The 19,131-nt window shown below is 66.3% G+C and carries 3 protein-coding genes and 1 pseudogene; 1 reads left to right on the top strand and 3 read right to left on the bottom strand.

Annotation, left to right across the window (positions count from 1 at the left end):
* Positions 1 to 65: 65 nt before the first annotated feature.
* Positions 66 to 263, bottom strand: a complete 198-nt coding sequence (locus ACIBW7_RS41130) for a hypothetical protein (protein WP_397056232.1) — start codon at positions 261 to 263, stop codon at positions 66 to 68.
* Positions 264 to 538: 275 nt separating this feature from the next.
* Positions 539 to 1,930, bottom strand: a complete 1,392-nt coding sequence (locus tag ACIBW7_RS41125) for a DUF6585 family protein (protein ID WP_397056230.1) — start codon at positions 1,928 to 1,930, stop codon at positions 539 to 541.
* A gap of 906 nt (positions 1,931 to 2,836) precedes the next feature.
* Here ACIBW7_RS41125 and ACIBW7_RS41120 point away from each other — a divergent pair.
* Positions 2,837 to 3,712 carry an endonuclease domain-containing protein gene (locus tag ACIBW7_RS41120; protein ID WP_397056228.1) on the top strand — a complete coding sequence of 292 codons (876 nt, stop codon included), beginning with the start codon at positions 2,837 to 2,839 and terminating at the stop codon, positions 3,710 to 3,712.
* A gap of 1,099 nt (positions 3,713 to 4,811) precedes the next feature.
* Here the strand turns inward: ACIBW7_RS41120 and ACIBW7_RS41115 are convergent.
* Positions 4,812 to 19,001, bottom strand: a pseudogene (locus tag ACIBW7_RS41115) (amino acid adenylation domain-containing protein); the annotation flags it as partial.
* Between the last annotated feature and the right edge of the window lie 130 nt (positions 19,002 to 19,131).

The raw sequence follows: 19,131 nt of genomic DNA, 5'->3' as shown, positions 1-19,131 counted from the left end.
CCCCGCCGCAGTGAACTACGTCACATAGCCGATGCACATCGCCGGCCCGGATTCCCATCCTCACCTCATTCGTCGAGCCACCGCTCGATCTGGTCGAGGTCCGCGGCCGAATAGATGTTCGCGCCGTCTTCGGCGTCGAGCAGCATCCAGTCGTAGGGCACCCCGGAAGCGCGTTCGAGGCGATACCCCGCACGTCCGGCTCGTGCGGTGAGTTGCCGAATCCGCACCGCCGTGGGTTCGGTCGGTACCGGGAGAAGCCGCATGTCGTCGTCCACTAGACGAACCGCCCTCGTGAATTCCTCGGAGGCGGAGCGAATTCCGCCCAGTACTCATGCCGAATCGCATCCCACAGCCGCGACAGCTCCGGAAATCGCTCTCGCATCTGCGCCAGATCCGGGGCCGAAGCCGCAGTGCACGAAAACAATGGCTGCTCGGACCCGTTGCGTACCAACATCATTCGAATCTGGTGGTGGTCTATCCGCCACTCGGCCAACCATCCGTCCACCTCGGTGCGATGCTCGCCCATGCCGCCCGCGCCCTATCCGTGCGGATCGAATGCCAAGGACTCGAGCCTGGCCAGCACCTCACGTAGGGTCCCCGGCGAGTGGCCGCCGGGCAATAGTGCGTCGCCCTCGGACGCTCTCGAGAAATCGATCCCTCTGGCAGCGGCGCGTTCACGCGGGCTCATCGACTGCGGGACCAACCGTCCGGCGAGCACGAGCGTCTGATACGCCGCCGCCTTCCACACGCACCGGTTGATACGGCACGCGCGATGCCGTTGCCACAGCCCGTGCGCCAACGTCACGTCCACGGCATCGCACAGCGGCGGCACGGTCAGGAGTATGGTGCGCGATTGCTCAGCACCCGCAACTTCCCGAGTCCGAATGTCCTCGTAGCCAGGGCGTTTCGCGATGTTGACGCTTCCGTGTTGCTCGACCATGTGGTTATGTTGCTCCCGCCACACGGCATCAGCAGGGCCGAAACGGATTGTCCGATCAAAGTTGGCCATCCCCGCAGAATCTCGACCGGTCAACACGTCGCACGATGCATCCCCGCAGGCAAACGCCGAGAGCGCCTCTGCACCAATACATTCTCGAGCCTCTTCTATCGCATCCCCCGCCAAAGACGCTCGAGAACCCAACCACAGCCAGTCGACCACGCTGGAAGCCGCAGGCCCGCCCACCCGACTGCGGAAGGTAAGCCGGGTACCGCACACAACGCGCCCAGCACCACACCGGCAAAACCACGCAACGCCAAACCACCCAGGACCAGCACACCCCGGAAGTCGGTGCAGAACAACAGGACCCACCGCAGCCCAACCAACCCCCACACCGCCCACGCCCATCGTGCTCGCGTACACGAAACCCAATACGTCGGGCCAACGCACCGTCTCATCCTCGGCGGTCACGCCGTGCCGGTCGACGACGTATGGCCCGAACTCGATACGACGACCTTCGGCGATATCGTGCAACATGGTCGGCATTCGTACCCGGGCCACGTTGTCCTGAATCGTTGAAAACAGCTCGGTGCCATGGTTGATCGAGTCATCGGTGACTTCCAGTTCCGCACCGTCGTCGGGGTGGCGAACCTTGATATCGGGGCCGAGCCGGATCGACCGGTCGAGTCGAGGGCCACACGTCTTGACGTGCCGCCCGACCCCGCCGTCTTCCCAGCGGATCGCGCGGGCGTTCTTGGTCGGATGCAGATGTACGAGCCCGTTGTCGAAGAGGTGGATTCGGGTGCCCGCTGCGGCGATCGCGACATACAGCGCGTACAGGCTGAGAATCGCGAGCAGCAACGCCAGCGGGATGCAGAGCACCCAGCGAATGAGCCCGAGATCCTTCCCGGCGTCCGAACCGAAGAACAGCACGACCGCTACCGCCGCGGCACCGGCAAGCGCCGCCTTCCACAGACTCGCGATGATCTGCACGGCGCCGCCGAGCAGCAGATCGCGCAGTGGACGCAGCGCATGCGGCTGTTCCTCCAGGATCAGCCGGAACATGGTGGGCGTGAGGAACGTCGCGGTCGCGCCGTGATCACCGGCACGGTATCGGCCAGGTTCGGCGCCGAGCCGAGCCTCGGCGGCGACGTCCGCCACCCCGCCTTCGAGTTTCGCGATGGCACGGTTCTGCCGCAGAAGAAACGGCAGTGCCAGCAGGCCGAGTACTGGGAGCATGAAAACGGCGACAATAACAATCCCGGCCACCGACATCTAGGTGCCCTCCCTCGGAATTCCTTGCCGCCCTGGCGGCTTCGCGCGGCCACCTTGGGGGGACAAGTCCGTCGCCGCGCCGAGTTCGGCCGAGGCCATCACCACCCGCATCGCAGCCCAACCAACCCACCGCGACACCCACGCCCTCAGCCCCGCACCGTCATCGACCGCAGCCCAAAAGTCGCGCCCCACACACCCCCGTGCAGGGCCGCGCTCCCCATATATCGGGTGTGCGGCCACCACAAACGAGTGCACACACGAAATATCCGCGCGTCCCCCAAACTCAGTTGGCACTACCGCTTTCCCGCCACCCCTCGGTCAACACCTTTCCGATTTCGGCGAGCCCGTCGGCGTCCCTCATTCGCCAGTGGATAGTCGGCACCGCACCAGCAAAACCACAGACCGCCAAACCATCCCGGTCCACCGCACCCCCACCAACCCCACCCACCCACCCCTCATCCCAGCCACATACAGACCTGGACAAATGATCACGTGGAAACCACGGCGGCAAACCGCGAGAAGCCGCCGCCACCAGTTCCACCTGATCTTGATCACTGCGTGGGCTCGCAGAGGTTCCACCTTGGGCTCGGTGGAGTTGTCGGTGGGGATGGGCATAGTGCGGGGATGGGGGTATTGGATGAGCCGTTTGTGGGGTCGTGGGCGGTGGCGGCGGGGCTCGTCACGCGCTGGGAGTTGCGGCACAACTTTGTACGGGTATTCCCGGATGTCTATATGCGCCGGGGGTGCTCACTCGACGCGCGAGGCCGAGGCCGCGCCGCGGCGCATTGGGCGAAAGGCGACGGTGTTCTGATCGGCTGCTCGGCGGCCGCCATGCACGGCACCCGCTGGCTCGATGCCGACCAACCCGCGGAAATCGCCAGGGGCGGACACTGCCGCCCGCCCTGCGGGATTCGTGCCGTCCGCTCCGTTGTCGAGCCCAGCGAGTGCTGCGAGGTCGACGGGTTCACGGTCACAACACCGGCGCGCACGGCATTCGACCTCGGTCGGCGCCTGCCGCGCGAGCGGGCCGTACCGATTCTGGACGCACTCTGCGCCGCCACCGGACTCGAAGCAGGTGAAGTCGCCATCTTGGCATCGAGACATCCGGGCGCACGCGCCCTCAACCGCTTGCGGACAACGCTCGCCGTCGTAGATCCAGGCGCCGAATCCCCACCCGAGACCCACACACGGTTGCTGCTGATAGACGACGGCTTACCGTACCCCACAACACAATTGGTGATCCGTGATCACTACGGCGCATTCGTCGCGCGCGTCGACCTCGGTTGGCGGAAGTGGCAGGTGGCCGTCGAATACGACGGCGCCCAACACTGGACCGATCCCACCCAGCGCACCAAGGACATCGACCGCATAGCCCGCATCGAGGCCCTCGGCTGGCGCGTAATCCGCCTCAACGCCACCCTCCTCCACCACCGCCCCCACGTAATCCTCGACCGCGTCCGCACCGCCCTCACCACCCAGGGCGCTCGACTGGACAAATGATCACGTGGAAACCATGGCGGCAAACCACGAGAACCCGCCACCACCACTTCCACCTGATCTTGATCCCCCACCCCCCGCCAAAGACACCCGAGAACGCAACCACAGCCAGTCGACCACGCTGGAAGCCGCGAGCCTGCCCACCCGACTGCGGAAGGTAAGCCGGGTACGCCACACAACGCACCCAGCACTGCACCGGCAAAACCACAGACCGCCAGACCTCCTAGACCGCCAGACCCCGGAAGTCGTTGCAGGACAGCAGAACCCACCTCAGCCCCACCAACCCGAACGCAAACCCTTACCCCTTGTCCGAGCCCCGCCCACCCGTTGCCCTGCCCCCACCCACCCACCCTTGCCCCAGCCACATGCCGACCTGGACAAACGATCACGTGGAAACCACGGCGGCAAACCGCGAGAAGCCACCGCCACCACTTCCACCTGATCTTGATCCCCCCATCCCCCAGCAAAGACGCCCGAGAACGCAACCACAGCCAGTCGACTGAGCTGGAAGCCGCGGGCCTGCCCAACCGGCTGCGGAAGGTAAGCCGGGTACGGCACACGACGCGCCCAGCACTGCACCGGCAAAACCACGCAACGCCAACCCATCTGGTCCAGCAACCCCGGGAAGTCGGTGCAGAACAACAGGACCCACCGCAGCCCAACCAACCCGAACGCAACCCCCACCCACCCCTTGTCCCGCTCCCACGCCCCTTCTCCCGGCCACATGCCGAACTGGACAAATAATCGCGTGGAGACTACGGCGGCAAACCGCGAGAAGGGATCGCCACCACTTCCACCTGATCTTGATCCCCCTTCCCGCTCGAGAACGCAACCACTGCCAGTCGACCGAGCTGGAAGCCGCAGGCCTGCCCACCCGACTGCGGAAGGTAAGCCGGGTACGCCACACGACGCGCCCAGCACTGCACCGGCAAAACCACGCGACGCCAAACCTCCTGGACCGCTAGACCACGGAAGTGGGTGCAGAACAACAGGACCCATCGCAGCCCAACCAACCCGAACCCCACGCAGGCCGCACACCCGCTACTCGGTGTGCGGCCACCACAACAGGTGCGCACACCCATTGCGCATGCGCCCCCGAAGATCAATCCGCGCTATGGGTTTCGCGCCAAATCGAGGTCAACACCTTGCCGATTTCCGCGAGCCCAGCGGCGGCCGTCATCCGCCAGTGAGTAGTCGGCACCGCGCGATTGTGCACCGGGCCGTCGACTACCTCGGCCCAGATCGACGCGCCGATCGAACCGGTGGGGTCGTCGAGCGCCGCAGTGAAGTAAATGACGTCGCCGTGGAAGCGAACGGGCTGGTAGGCGTTGCGCAGGACGACCGAATGTACGGCCGTATCCAGCACCCGGGTGAATCGGTCGGAGCCGAAGGAGGCGAACGGCTCCGGCAGGTCGACCAACCGCTCGGCGAGTTGCGCCAAGTCCACATCGGCGGCGAATCCCAGGTCACCGGCCTGTTCGCCGAGTAGGCCGCCGATCAGTTCGGCTACCGGCACGGGTGAGCCCGCACCCTGTGCGCGTTCGTCGGGCGGATCGGCCATATAACTGTCCATCACCGCGAGCGTCGCCACTTGTTGTCCGGCCCGCTGTAGTTGCACCGCGATCTCGTGGGCGAAGACACCGCCCATCGACCAGCCGATCAGGTGATACGGCCCATTCGGCTGGACCGAGCGGATCGCATCGACATAGATCGCGGCCCACTCCTCGATCGTGTCCGGCAGCACCGCCGGTGCGGCGAGTGTCGGCGCTTGGATTCCGTAGATCGGCCGGTCGGAATCGAGGTAGGCGGCCAGACCAGCGAACGACCACGCGATACCGGAGACCGGGTGAATGCAGAACAGCGGTTCGGCGGTACCCGTCGCACGCAGCGGCAGCACCACATCGAAAGCCACCTCGCCCTCGACCTGCCCACCCGCCCGGCGCGCCAGCTCGGCCAGGAAGTCCGACGGGGTCGGCGCGGTGAATACCCGCATCACCGGAATCTTCTCGCCGAGCAGCAAACTCAGCCGCGCGGTCAGCTTCGTGGCGATCAGCGAATTGCCGCCGCGCTCGAAGAAGTTGTCGTCCATACCGAATCGGTCGAGGTCGAGCACCTCCGCGAAGGCGGCGGCGACGGCTTCCTCGATCGGTGTGGCCGGTGCGCGGTACTGCCGTGCCTCGAATGCGGGTTCGGGTAGCGCACGCCGGTCCAACTTGCCGTTCGGCGTCAGCGGCATGACGTCGAGCACCACGATGGCAGCGGGAACCATATAGCCGGTGAGGAATTCGGCCACCTGAACGCGCAGCTCATCGGGATCGATGCCGGCACCGGCCGCAGGCACCACATAGCCGACGAGCTGATCACCGAGACGTTCGGTCGAGCGAACCAGCACCACCGCCTGGCTCACGCCCGGACAGCGGAGCAGCGCGGATTCGATCTCCCCGAGTTCGATTCGGAAGCCGCGCAGCTGAACTTGCTGATCACTGCGCCCGGCGTAGGCAAGACCGGTCCGGCCCCAACGTCCGAGATCGCCGGTGCGGTACATGCGAGATCCCGGTGCTCCGAAGGGATTCGCGACGAAACGCACTGCGGCAAGACCAGGCCTGCCGAGGTATCCCCTGGACAGCTGAGCTCCGGCTACGTAGATCTCCCCCGGTGTACCGACCGGCACCGGGTGCAAGCGCTCGTCGAGCACATAGCCCGCCAAGCCGGGCAGCGCACATCCGATCAGGCTGTCCGGACTGTCCGCGATCTGCTTGTCCAGCGTCAGGAACGATACGTGCACCGTGGTTTCGGTGATGCCGTACATATTGACCAGGCGCGGCGCATCCGCGTCATGGCGCTCGTACCAGCGCCGCAACTGACGCAGATCCAGTGCCTCACCACCGAATACGACATGTCGCAGCGCGAATTCGCCGTCGGTATCGGCTGCGGCCCGGTCGGCCTCGATGAGCTGGTAGAAGGCCGACGGCGTCTGGTTCAGCACCGTGACCTGCTCGCGAATCAGCAACTCACGGAACAGTTCCGGTGCCCGCGAGGTCGCATAGTCGACCACGACGACCGAACCGCCGGTGGCCAGCGCACACCACAGCTCCCACACCGAGAAGTCGAACGCGAAGGAGTGGAACAGCGTCCACACATCGGTCTCGTCGAACCCGAACAGCGGCTGGGTATTCGCGCACAACTCGACCACATTGCGGTGCGCCACCCCGACGCCCTTCGGCACACCCGTCGAACCCGAGGTGTAGATGACATAGGCGAGATGATCCGGGAGCAGCGGCGCGATTCGGTCGGCATCGCTGACGGGACGATCGTCGAATTCCATTGTCTCTTCGAGCAATATCACCGGCAACTCGCCGACCGGCACATCGGCCCGCTGTTCCGCGGTGGTGAGCACACAGACCGGCACCGCATCCGACAGCACGAAGGCCAGCCGCTGCGCCGGATAGGTGATATCGATCGGCAGATACGCCGCCCCCGCGATGAGCACACCGAGCAATGCGACCGGCAACTCTTCGGTGCGCGGAACAGCAACGGCCACCAGCGATTCCGGTCCGGCACCGGCGGCAATGAGCGCCCTGCCCACCCGGTTCGCCCGCCGTCGCAGCTCAGCGAAACTCAATGCGGTATCGCCGAAGCGAACCGCCACCGCCTCAGGCCTGCGCCGCGCCTGATCGGCGATAAGTTCGGGCAGTGTCGCGGCGGGCACCCACGCACCACGCGAATTCCATTCGCGCAGCACCCGGGTGCGTTCATCCGGTCCGAGCAGCTCGATATCGCCGACGGTCACCGCGGTATCGGCGACGACCGCAGTGAGGATGCGAGCGAATCGATCGGCGAAGCCCTGTGCGGTCGCGGCATCGAACAGGTCTGTCGCATAGGCGAATTCGGCCAGCACACCCTGGGTTTCACCGCGTGGGCCGATCCGCTCGTTCAGCGAAAGCCGCAGGTCGACCGTGAGCGGGTCCGTCGCGGCGGTGTTGCCCATCGCGACCTGGAACAGCGGATGTCTGCCGGTCACCTGGACCGGGTCGAGTAGCTCGACGAGCTGCGCGAACGGCACATCGGCGTGCGCGAATGCGGCGGCGTCGACCGGACCGACCTCGGCGAGCAGTTCGTCGAAGGTCGCGCTCGGGTCGTATTCGGTGCGCAGCACCACGGTCGTCTCCGAAGCCGGCGTCCCGATGGCTATGTCGGTCGTACCGGACAGCCGCGCCAGCAGGACCGCGAAGGCCGCATGCGCCACCACGAATACCGAGGTGTTCCTGGTCTCGGCAAGGCGACGCAATCCGTGGTGCAGATGCACGCCGATCTCCAGCCCGACCTGCCCACCGTCATAGGAGGGCACGGTCGAGCGTGGACGATCCATCGGCAGCGTCAACTCATCCGGCAGGCCTGCCAGCCTGGTCCGCCAGTATCGAACCTGGGTGAGTACATCGGGGCCCACACCGTCACGTACGGCTGCCACCGAATCCGCAGTGACGAATTCGCCGAGCACAGTGCGCAACCTCTTGGTCAGCGCCAGCGCCGCCGAATCCGCGACGGCATCGCCCCGGTACAGCACCTCCACCCGCAACTCAGCACCCAGTTCGGCCCGGACGGTAACCGGATAATGGGTGTAGTCGACCGAACTCACACCACTGACCACCAGCCCGTCGACGGCGTCGCCCGCCTGCCGCAGGCCATCGGCGTCGATCGGATACGACTCGTAAGCCACCAGCGTGTCGAACAACTCGCTGCCGCCCGCGATCGCCTGGACATCGGCCAGCCCGAGATAGTGGTGCTCCAGCAACGCCGCCTGCTCGCCTTGCAGCTCGGTGAGCAGCTGCGAAACCGTTGTCTGCGAATCGAATCGGACGCGCACCGGAATCGTGTTCACGAACAGGCCGACCATCGCGTCGACGCCGTCGAGCTGCGGTGGACGTCCCGAAACGGTGACGCCGAAGACGACATCATCGCGGTCGGCAATACCGGCGATGACCACGCCCCACGCCGCCTGCAGCACCGTATTGACGGTGACCTCGGTCGCCGCGGCGAAGGACGTCAGCGCGGCCGTCTCGGTCGCCGACAGTTCGAACGCAGACCTACCGAATCCATTGTCCGGCAACGCAGGTCGCACCAGCGCGGGCGCGAGCAGCGTCGGCGCGACCTTGGTCAGCGCGGTTTCCCACGCGCGCAGTGTGGCTTCGCGGTCCTGCCGCGACAGCCACGCCAGATAGTCGCGGTACGGCCGCAACCCGGGCAGCAGCGCGGCATCGCTCCTGGTCGCGTAGAGGATCAGCAGATCCTTCATCAGCAGCGGCATCGACCACCCGTCGAGCAGGATGTGATGCGCCGTCAGTACGAGGTGGGTGTGCCCGGATACGGTGCGGTACACCGTGAATCGCAGCAGCGGTGCCAGCGCGGAATCGAATCCGGTGCGCTGGTCGGCGGCGAGCAGATCGGGCAGGTCGGCGTCGGCCACCTCGGTGACCACCTGCCACGGCACCCGGACACCGTCGGCGATGAGCTGCACCGGTTTGCCGTTCGCGCCGAAGGTGAAGGCGCTGCGGAGATTCGCGTGCCGGTCCAGCACCGCCTGCGCGGCGCGGCGCAGACGCTCGAGTTCGAATTCGCCCGAGAGTTCGACCGCCACCTGAATGACGTAGGGGTCCACCGACTCCGCCAGCATTTCCATCAGGAACAGCAGGCCGGTCTGCAGCGGCGACAGGGGCAGTACGTCGACCAGGCCCGGGTAATTCGCCCGCCAGGTGTCGAGTTCGTGCTGGGTGGTCGATACGAGCGGCACATCCGATGGTGTGAGACCACCGGCGGCCGGGTCGGCTACGTGCCTGGCTACTGCCGTGAGCGCGGTGAGCCAGTCGTCGGCCAGTTCCTGTACCGCCGCCGCGTCGAGGATTTCACCGGCGTACTTGAACACCACATCCATCCGCGGTCCGGACTCGGTATCGACGACGATCGCATTGATATCGACCACCGCCGACGCGGGCAGTGCCGGATCCTGGCCGTCGTCGAGGTCACCCAGATCGCCGGACGGGAGCCAGGCCGGATCGGTCAACTCCGGTGCACCGCCGGTGGACACCCGGCCCAGATAGTTGAAGCCGATCTGCCCGATATCACCGGCCAGCGCACCAGCCGTACCCGAATTCAGTTGCCGCAGTAAGCCGAAGCCGATGCCCCGATCCGGAACCGCGAGCAATTGCTCCTTCACCGACCGCAGCACCGCAGCGGTCTCGTCGGCGATATCGCTCAGCTCGAGCGCCACCGGGTACACGCTGGTGAACCAGCCGATCGTGCGGGTCAGATCGGCGCCGGGCACGGTCGCTTCCTCGCGGCCGTGGCCCTCGAGTCGAATCCTGGTGACCGTGGCGTCGATCCCGCGTCGCGCCCGCCAGGTCCGCACCGCCATCGCCAGCGCGGCGAGCAGACCGTCGTTGACACCGCCCCGGTACAGCGCGGGCACCGTGGTCAGTACCGCATCGGCGACATCGACCGGCACCTCGACCGTCAACTGCCGCACCGTCGCGTGGGTATCGACGGCGGGATCGAGCGCACGCGCACCGAGCAGCGGATCCGGTGTGGCCAGCACAGTGCGCCAGTAGTCGAGCTCGGCCATCCGCGACGGTGAGCCCGCCACCTCCACCAGACCGTGCGCCCAGCGCCGGAACGATGTTCCGACCGGCGGCAACGCAACGGCCATCCCCGCGGAGCGCTGCGCCCATGCGGTGATGAAGTCCGGGATCAGGATCCGCCACGACACACCATCGATCACATAGTGATGCGCCGCGACGACCAGCAGATCGCGGGCATTCGATCTGCGCAGCCAACCGAACGCGACCATCCGGCCCGCGCCCGGATCCAGTGCCGCCAGCGCGGAAGCCATGGCGGCGTTGCCGATTCGGTTGAGCTCGGCCTCGTCGGGCACATCCACCTCGGACAACAGCGTCGACGCGTCGAGAGTGCCCGGCGCGGCCACCTGCTGCCACCACCGGCCGTCGACCTGCCATACCCGCGCACGCAACATGTCGTGGTGGTCGAGTACGGCGGTGAGCGTTGCGGCCAATCCTGTGCGATCGATGCCCTCCGGCAACGCGAGTACCAGGGTCTGCGCGAATCGGCCGAATGAACCGTTGTCGAGGAAGCCGGCGAGCACCGGCGTGAGCGGAATGTCGCCGACCCCACCACCGGGCAGCTCGGCCAGCACGACCGGTGCGGCATCCGTACCGAGTACCGCGACCCTGGCCAATCCGGCGACGGTCTTCTGTTCGAAGACATCGCGCGGAGTGAAGCCGATTCCGATCGCCTTGGCCCGCGAAACCAACTGGATCGAGACGATGCTGTCGCCGCCGATGGCGAAGAAGGAGTCATCGGCTCCCACCAGCCGCACGCCGAGAACCTGCGCGAACAGTTCGGCGATCCGCGATTCCAGCGGCCCGGACGGCGCCCGCGACACCGTGGCGGTGAACCGCGGCTCGGGCAGCGCGTTGCGGTCGAGCTTGCCATTGGTGGTCAGCGGCACCTCGTCGAGAACGACGATGGCCGACGGCACCATATGCGAAGGCAGTACCCGCGCCGCGAATTCCGTGAGTCGGTCCGAATCAACGAGACGGTCGGCCGCCGGAAGCACGTACGAGACCAGTACCGTTGCGCCAGCGGCTGTTTCGCGACCGAGGGTAACCGCGAATTCGACATCCTCGTGGCCGCCGAGCACCGCATCGATCTCACCCAGTTCGACACGGAAGCCGCGAACCTTCACCTGGAAGTCGCTACGCCCCACATAGTCCAGCTCCCATGCCCCTGCCGAAGTCGCATACCAGCGGACCAGGTCGCCGGTGCGATACATCCGGGCACCCGGCCCGCCCCACGGGTTGGCGACGAAACGTTCCGCGGACAGCCCGGCTCGGTTGCGGTAACCGCGGGCCAGCGCACCGCCCGCAAGGTACAGCTCACCTGTCACCCCGGGCGGTACCGGATTCAGCCGCGCGTCCAGCACCAGTGCGGACATGCCGTGCACTGGCGTGCCGATCGTAATGTGCTGTCCCGCAGTCAATTCCGCATAGGACGAGATGATCGTGGTTTCAGTCGGGCCGTAGCCGTTGTAGTACCTGCGGCCGGGCTGCCACTTGGCCAGCAGTTCCGGGGTGGTGACATCGCCACCAACGGAGAGCATCTCGAGGTCGTCGAGGCCGGTCGGGTCCACCGTGCCGAGGACCGCCGGGGTGATGATCGCGTGCGTCACCCGTTCTGCGCGCAGCAGCTCACCGAGTTCGGGTCCGCCGGGCACCGTGGACGGCACGATCACGAGTGTCGCGCCGACCGAGAAGGCGCACAGCCATTCCAGCACCGACGGATCGAAGCTCGGCGCGCAGATATGCAGAAAACGACGCGTCGGCTCCAGCCGGTACAGCTCGATCGCATGCTCGAGCAGACCACCGAGTCCGGCGTGGGTCACGGTGACGCCCTTGGGCATACCGGTCGAGCCCGAGGTGTAGATGACGTAGGCCGGGTGGTGCAGACGCAGCGGAACGATCCGGTCGGCATCGGTGATCGGCGCGGCGGATCGGTTGGCGCACAATGATTCGGTCGTGGAATCGTCGAGCGCGAGCCACGGCACGTCATCGGGGAGGTATCCGAGGTACTCGGTGGCGGTCAGTCCGACGACCGCGGCCGAGTCGGTCAATAGGTACCGGATCCGTTCCGGCGGATGGTTCGGATCGATCGGCACATGTGCGCCACCGGCCTTCGCGACGGCCAGCACTGCCGCAGCCATCCCGTAGGAGCGCGGCAAAGCCAGCGCGACAAGACTTTCCGGGCCGACACCGCGCTCGATCAGAACCCTGGCCAGCCGCGACGAGTACCGGTCGAGTTCGCGGTAGCTGATCGACCGGCCCGCGTACCGGACCGCAACGCGGTCCGCACCGTGGCGCAGCCCGCGCAGCAGCAGGTCGGGCAGCAGCCCACCCGCCATCACATGATCCGGCTGCACCCGGGTCAGGAATTCGACCTCGGATTCGGCCAGCAGCGGCAGATCACCCACGGGTGTTTCCGTATTCGCGACGATCGCGGTCATCAGTCGCACGAATCGATCCGCGAAGACGCGCACCGTCGCGTCGTCGAAAAGGTCGCGCGCATAGGTGAACGCGGCGAACATGCCCGAACCGGACTCGCGAATCGCCAGTGACAGATCGAATTTCTCGGTGATGAGATCGAAATCCACCGGGGCGACCTGCAACCCGGGCAGCTCGAATGAGTTGTCCGGCAAGTTCTCGAACGAGAGCGCAACCTGGAACAGCGGATGCCGTGCCGTCGACCGTTCCGGTTCGAGCAGATCCACCAAACGCTCGAACGGAATGTCCGCATGTGCGAAGGCCTGTAGGTCCACATCCTTGGCTCGGGCCAGCAGTTCGGCGAAGGTGCTGCCGCCCGATACCTCGGTGCGCAGCACGAGCGTATTGACGAACATGCCGATGACATCGTCGAGTTCAGCCTCGCCACGCCCGGCGACCGGCGTGCCGATGGCGATATCGTCGGTACCCGACAGCCGCGCCAGCAGTACCGCGAGCGCGGCGTGGACCACCATGAACAAGGTCGCATTGTGCTCGCGGGCCAATCGCACCAGCGCGGCGTGCAACTGCGCATCGATCGGGATATCGCACCGGCCGCCGACGAACGACGGGACGGCGGGCCGAATCCGATCCGATGGCAGGTTCAGCTCATCAGGCAGCTCCGCCAGGGCCTGTCGCCAATACGACACCTGTTGTCCGGCAAGCGAATCCGGATCCGATTCCGAGCCGAGTACGGCCCGCTGCCACAGCGCGAAGTCGGCGTACTGCACCGGCAACGGCGTCCAGGTGGGCGCGGATCCGCCGGTGCGTGCGACATAGGCCAGCATCAGGTCACGGGTCAGCGGACCCATGGACCAGCCATCTGCGCTGATGTGATGAGCCACGAGCACCAGCACGTAGTCGCCGTCGCAACGCAGCAATTCGGCACGCACCGGCACTTCGGCGGTGACATCGAATCCGGCGCCGACCAGCTCGACGATTCGATCCCGCAGCTCACCAACAGTGATGTCGACGACCGTCAGATCCGGAACCGACTGTCCCACAGGCAGAATCACCTGATACGCGATACCGTCGCGAGACGGATACACGGTGCGCAGCACCTCGTGCCTGGCCACCACATCTGCGACCGCCAATTGCAGCGCATCGATATCCAGCGCACCGGACAGCCGCACCGCGACCGGCACGTTGTACGCGGCCGAGGCGGTATCGAACTGGTTCAGGAACCACATTCGCTGCTGTGCCAGCGACAATGGCACCCGGTCCGGTCGGGTACTCGCGGCCAATGACGGCCGCCGACCGGAGCCGACGTGATGCTCCACCCGGACCGCCAGTGCCGCGACGGTGGTCGCCTCGAACAACACCCGCACCGGCACCTGCGTATCCAGCGCGGCACCGAGACGGGCCGCCACCCGCGTGGCGATCAGCGAATTGCCGCCGAGTGCGAAGAAGTCGTCATCGATACCGACCCGATCCACTCCGAGAACATCCGCGAACACCCCGGCGACAATCTCCTCGATCGGCGTCGACGGCGCACGGAAGACCTGGGTCTCGAACTCGGGCGCGGGCAATGCCTTCCGATCCAGCTTGCCGTTGACGGTGCGCGGCAGCGCGGCCAGGACCACATAGGCGGCAGGCACCATATAGGACGGCAGCACGCGGGTCAGCGCCGACTTCACCTGTGCCACATCGATATCGACGCCCACCAGATACGCGACTAGCCGATCACCGGTCCGCTCATCGGCATCCGCGATCACCGCCGCCTGCGCGACCTCCGGCAACGCGGCCAACGCCGCCTCGATCTCACCCAACTCGATCCGGAAGCCACGAATCTTCACCTGGAAGTCGGTGCGACCGCGATACTCCAGCTCACCGTGCGCATTCCAGGCAACGAGGTCACCCGTGCGGTACATCCGCGCACCCGGCTCGAACGGATTCGCCACGAACCGCTCCGCGGTCAGATCGACCCGTCCGAAGTAGCCACGCGCCAATTGGGCACCGGCCAGATACAACTCACCCGAAACACCCACCGGCACCGGACGCAACCGCGAATCCAGCACGTAGACACGGCTGTTCCACTCCGGAGCACCGATCGACACCGACACCGCATCCGCATCGGTCACCCGATGGCTGGTGACCGACACCGCCACCTCGGTCGGGCCGTACAGGTTGAACAGTTCCTTCTGCGGATAGGTTTCCCGGAATCGCTGTGCCAGCCCTGCGGGCAACGCCTCACCGATGACCAGTACTCGCCGCAAGGTGAACGGCAGCCGACCGGTCAACAGCGCGTCCAGCATCGACGGCACCACATGCAGAGTGGTCACCGACTCCCGCGCCATCAGATCGTTCAGATAATCCGGATCACGATGCCCGTCCGGGTGGGCCAGCACCAATCGCCCGCCGAATACGGCCGCCGACCAGAACTCCCACACCGACAGATCGAAGGTGGCGGCCGTCTTCAGCAGCACCGCATCGCCAGGTCCGAGCACGAATTCGCTGGTCTTCCACAGCAATTGGTTGACGATCGCGGCATGCGAAACCGCGACCCCCTTCGGCCGCCCCGTCGAACCCGACGTGAAGATCACGTACGCGGTATTCGCCGCGCGCAGCGGCCTTACCCGCTCGCCCTCGGTGATCGGTGTCTCGGCAAGCCAACCGAGGTCGAGCCGGTCCAGTCGCACGACCGGTGCCAGCTCGGTATCGAAACCCGCTGCCGCATTGGTCAATACGCAGACCGGTGCCGCGGCACCCAGAATGTAGTCGGTTCGCGCGGCGGCCTGGTCCGGATCCACCGGCACATAGGCGGCGCCGGACTTGGCCACCGCGTACATCGCGACGACCAGATCCACCGACCGGCGGAAGGCGAGCACCACCCGCGACTCCGGACCCACACCTCGCGAAATCAGATGCCGTGCAAGACGGTTCACCCGTGCATCCAGCTCGGCATAGGTCACCGGTTCGCCATCCGCGCCCATCAGCGCCACCGCGCCCGGTGTGGCGGCCACAGTCGCATCCAGGAGCGACACCAGCGTCGCCGACGCATCCACCGCATAGTCGGTGGCATTGCGACCGGAGACCAGCTCGGCCCATTCCGCAGCGTCGAGCAGCTCCAGCTCGCCGACGACGGTGCGCGGTGCGGCGGCAATCTCGCCGAGCAAGCGCGCGAACCGAGCTACGAAGCTTTGCACCGTCCGCTCGTCGAACAGATCGTGCGCATAGGTGACGGCACCGCTGATACCCGCGGGCCGACCCGTCTCGTCGTAGTGATCGCCGATGATCCAGTGCAGATCGAACTGCGATACCGCGGCATCGAAGTCCACCGCCGCGACGGTCAGTCCGGGCAGCTCCAGACTCGTCGCGGCCAGATTCTGGAACGACAATCCCACCTGGAAGAGCGGATGCCGCGCGGTCGAGCGAACCGGATTCAGCACTTCGACGAGTCGTTCGAACGGCACATCGGCATTGGCGAAGGCCCCGAGATCCGTCTCGCGCTGCCGCGCGAGCAGTTCGGTGAACGGCGCGGATTCATCGACCCGGGTCCGGAACACCAGGGTGTTGACGAACATGCCGATCAGCTCGTCCAGCGCCGCCTCACCGCGACCGGCCATGGGCGTACCGACGGCGATGTCATCGGTACCCGACAGCCGGGCCAGCAGTACCGCCAATGCCGCGTGCACGACCATGAACAGCGTCGCGCCCTCGGCGCGCGCCAATTCGACCAGCGCACGGTGGGTTTCGGCATCGATATGCACCGGAATTTTGCCACCGGCGAAGGACTGCACCGGGGGCCGTGGCCGATCGGTCGGCAGATCCAGCTGATCGGGCAGCTCCGCGAGTGCGTCCCGCCAGTAGGCAATCTGTCCGGCCGCCAGAGACTCCGGATCGTCCTCACCACCCAGCAGCTCGCGCTGCCAGATGCTGTAATCCGCGTACTGCACCGGCAACGGTGTCCAGCCGGGCACCGAACCGGCCGACCGAGCGGCATAGGCGGTCATCAGGTCTCGCGTCAACGGCCCCATCGAGGTGCCGTCACCGGCGATATGGTGCACCACCAGCGCCAATACGAATTCGGCAGGCGCGTCCTCGACCTCGAACAAACCGACCCGTAGCGGCACCTCGGCGGTCACGTCGAATGTCGTCGAGAGCAATTCGCGCACAGCGGATTCGAGCTGCTCGGCCGCAACCGTACGGACCGCCAGCTCGGGCACCGATTGGTCCGTGGGCAAAATCAGCTGCACCGGCCCGGCATCGGTGCTGGGATATATCGTCCGCAGAACCTCATGTCGCGCAACCAGATCCGCGACCGCGGCCTGCAGCGCGGCCACCTCCAGCGCACCGCTCAACCGCACCGCGATCGGGATGTTGTAGGCCGCCGATCCGGTATCGAACCGGTTCAGGAACCACATCCGCTGCTGGGCCAGCGACAGCGGAATCGCCTCCGGACGCGGCCCCGCAACCAATGCTTTGCGATCACCTGCCCCCGCGTGTTCCGCTACCGCGGCGGCCAGTCCAGCCACGGTCGGCGTCTCGAAAAGCAGACGCACCGGAATCCTGGCGTCCAGCGCTGCACCGAGGCGCGCCATCAACTGGGTGCCGATCAGCGAGTTGCCGCCGAGTTCGAAGAAGTCGTCATCAGCACCGACCGGCACATCGAGCGCAAGAACGTCGGCGAACAGTTCAGCGACTACCGGCTCGACCGCACCCGACGGTGCGCGGAAAGTCTTGGTGCGCAACTGCGGAGCGGGCAATGCCCGTCGATCCAACTTGCCGACCGGGGTCAGCGGGATCTCGTCGAGCACCATAATGGCGCTCGGCACCATGTGGGCGGGCAGTTTGCGCGCGGCCAGCTCGGTCAGTTCCGTCGTATCGATGGCAACACCATCGACAGCACGCACATACGACACCAGAATCGTTGCGCCGCTGTCCTGCTCGTGACCGATGGTGACCACGAAATCGATACCGTCGTGCGCGGCGAGTACCGCATCGATCTCACCGAGTTCGATGCGGAACCCACGGATCTTCACCTGGAAATCATTGCGCTCCAGGTATTCCAGCTCCCGCTCGGCCGTCCAGCGCACCAGATCACCGGTGCGATAGAGCCGTGAACCCGGCTCACCGAACGGATCGGCCACGAACCGAGCGGCGGTCAGTCCCGGTCGGTCGTGATAGCCGCGGGCCACCTGCGCACCGGAGATATAGAGTTCGCCGACGACCCGGCCCGGCACCGGCGCGAGCTCCTCGTCCAGCACATATTCGGTGATCCCCCGGATCGGCCCACCGATGGTCACCGGTTCACCCGGCACCAGCGGTGCGCTGATATTGGTCATGATCGTGGTCTCGGTCGGGCCGTATCCATTGAAGAATTCCCGGGTGCGGCCATCGGCGATCGGCAATACCCAGCGCTGCACCAACTCCGGTGGACAGGCCTCACCGCCTGCGACCACCACGCGCAACTCGTCCAGTCCCTCGGCGGGCAGCGAGGCGAGCGCGGCCGGGGTGATGAAGGCGTGCGTCACCCGCTCCCGGCGCAGCAGTGCGGCCAGTTCCGCACCGCCGTACACCGTCGGTGCGGCGACGACCATGGTCGCGCCCCGGCTCAACGCGAGCAGCAACTCCAATACCGACGCGTCGAAGGAGGGCGAGGCGAAATGCAGTGTGCGCGAATCGGCGGTCAGCGTATAGCGTTCGCGCTGCTCATCACAGAAGTTCGACAACCCGGCCTGGGTGACGACCACCCCCTTGGGCGTTCCGGTCGATCCGGAGGTGTAGATGACATAGGCCGGATGCTCGGCACGCAATTGCCGGATCCGATCCGTGTAGGTGATCGGTTCCGCCGAATATGCCGCGATGTCCGCGGTATCGATGGCGAGCCACTCCGGGCCGTCGGGCAGGTCCACCGCCGCGACGGTGAGGCCGAGTGCCGCACCGGAATCCGTCAGCATGTGCGCGATGCGATCGGCGGGATAGTTCGGGTCCACTGGTACGAATCCGGCACCGGCCTTGGCGATCGCCCACACCGCGACAATCGATTCCACCGACCGCGGAATACCGACCGCGACCAAATCCTCCGGGCCGATGCCACGCTCGATCAGCAAGCGCGCCAGGCGGTTCGACCGATCATCGAGTTCGGCATAACTCGACTGCGCCAATGTCGCTGTGGCGTCGGCGAAGACGACCGCGGGTCCGGCCGGATTGGCCTCGACGGCGGTGATGAGCAATTGCGGCAGGGTCTTGATCCGCGGGCGTCGAGTCCGGTTGGGCCGCTCGCGATTCGGCCGCGTCATGCGCCGAACCCCTGTCGCGCACCGCGCGCGAATGCCAACACACCTTCGAACAAGCCGAGCATTTCCGGGACTACTT

The sequence above is a fragment of the Nocardia sp. NPDC049526 genome, from assembly GCF_044465765.1.
GTDB lineage: Bacteria > Actinomycetota > Actinomycetes > Mycobacteriales > Mycobacteriaceae > Nocardia.
This window is presented reverse-complemented; position numbering and strand designations above follow the sequence as displayed.

Bases quoted from the DNA above. Each gene is read 5' to 3' on its own strand.
- ACIBW7_RS41120 (WP_397056228.1), top strand. From the start codon at position 2,837: ATGGGGGTATTGGATGAGCCGTTTGTGGGGTCGTGGGCGGTGGCGGCG.
- ACIBW7_RS41130 (WP_397056232.1), bottom strand. From the start codon at position 263: ATGCGGCTTCTCCCGGTACCGACCGAACCCACGGCGGTGCGGATTCGG.